Source organism: Hydrotalea flava, assembly GCF_001623405.1.
GTDB classification, from domain to species: Bacteria; Bacteroidota; Bacteroidia; order Chitinophagales; family Chitinophagaceae; genus Hydrotalea; species Hydrotalea flava.
On record NZ_LUHG01000077.1, the window covers coordinates 1 to 1,617 of the forward strand.

The window sequence follows — 1,617 nt, forward strand, 5'->3', positions numbered from 1 at the left end:
GGTAATACCCCGTACCAACTGTACCAGGTAATGGAGCTGCTGAAATGGCAGTATTGCTGCTTCGCTCAAAGCCTCATCAATAATTTTTTCACAACAGAAATAGAGTGGCTGGGGGGGTACATCGCCAAGAGTGGCTTTCCAGCAACGTAGTGCCGCATGAAATTGAAGGGCATAACTTTGTTTCATGAGCAGTGGTACCGCATGAAACTGCACTGTTTCACTGAAATGATGAAATAATTCCAGATACAGTTGCACCAAATGCTCCGTAATATCGGCTAACATACCCGGCATTTCCTCCCATGCGCTTTGTTTGTTCTGGTAGGCCAATCCTTCTAACCATTTGTAACAGTGCAGTTCAAGCAATTGTAAGCTCTCAGTGGTTGTTTCTTTTTGGTTATTGAAACAGCCTATTAATGCTTTTTGTATACCCGTTACCAGTGGAATGGCTTCTTTGGCATGGGCTAATAAGGTTTTTAAAGGGGTACTGTGTAAAAATACCTGCAATAATTGTTGTAATTCGTGCATGTGCGGTAACATAGAAAATGGATTGTTAAGGGTTATAAATACATTGTGAATATCATGAATAGAAAACTCAAACATATATATTATATTAAATATTTATTCACATGCTGTGAATAGTGTTTTTTTGTTATTTAATAAGAATCCTTTATGTAAAACTTCTCTTAAATTACCATTGCGGGGGTTCGGGTATTAAGTAGGTTGCCTGGCGGTTGGTAAGTTAGGTTTCCGGTATGCTAAGGCATGCCAAGGGTATTGCCTTTTCTTTTTCATTGTTGGTATGCAACCAAAATATACAATAAAACAGAAAAAAGGTGAATCAGCCAATTGGTTAGGCAAACAGAACTCCGCTATCCATACATCCAAGCAATCCATCAATCTCTTTAAGGCGTGGTTCATACCATATAGGCAACGAAGCAGAAGAAAAGTAGAACAGATATCTCGTTTTTTGCTGTGCCTCTCACTAACCGCAACAACCCCCATTAGCCTGCTCTTTTAAAACAGCCGTTCGTGAATTGCTATTTAAATAATATATCCCTCCCGGTTAGTTATTGCTGGTTATAATAAGCGTAATTGCAGCGTTTAGCCGGGCTGGTAGCAACACCATCCGGTTCTGTGCACTGTACCCGATTTCGCTAACAACACAAAAGCTACCCCGTTGGGGATAGCTTCTGTTTATCAACGTCGCCGTTTGCGCCACCAGTGTAATAACAGCGTGGTGCCATAACTCACCAGCGCACCCTCAATGGCCAAAACAGCCGTGTACAAGGGTTCACTCGTCTGGATGGCCTGCCACCAGGATGTGAGGGTGCCGCCAATGGTGGCAATAACCAATTGCCGATGCTCATTCATCTTCCGGTATTGGGGGGGTACCCTCTTTGGGGGCTGATTCCGGCAGATGCTGGCTGGCTGCATCCGTTACGGTTAACTGGCTGATGGCACCGGCCACCGTTCCGGCGGTGAGTAAATAGCCCGCTGCACTCATTACCAACGGGGGTAAACTTACGGGTGCGGTGAGTAAGGCCGTAGCCACGGCAGTTACTACCAGCGCCACACTGCGTAGGCGCTTAAAAAAAACAGGGGTGGGTGCTGTGGCCG

General features: G+C 44.8%; 2 protein-coding genes. Both read right to left on the minus strand.

Annotation, left to right across the window (positions count from 1 at the left end; all coding sequences use genetic code 11):
• A partial coding sequence (locus tag A0F92_RS08565) for a hypothetical protein (RefSeq protein ID WP_167516948.1) occupies positions 1 to 600 on the minus strand: 600 nt, incomplete at its 3' end.
• Positions 601 to 1,363: 763 nt separating this feature from the next.
• Positions 1,364 to 1,617, minus strand: a 254-nt coding sequence (locus A0F92_RS08570; RefSeq protein WP_068244318.1) for a hypothetical protein, incomplete at its 5' end; no start/stop codon positions are given.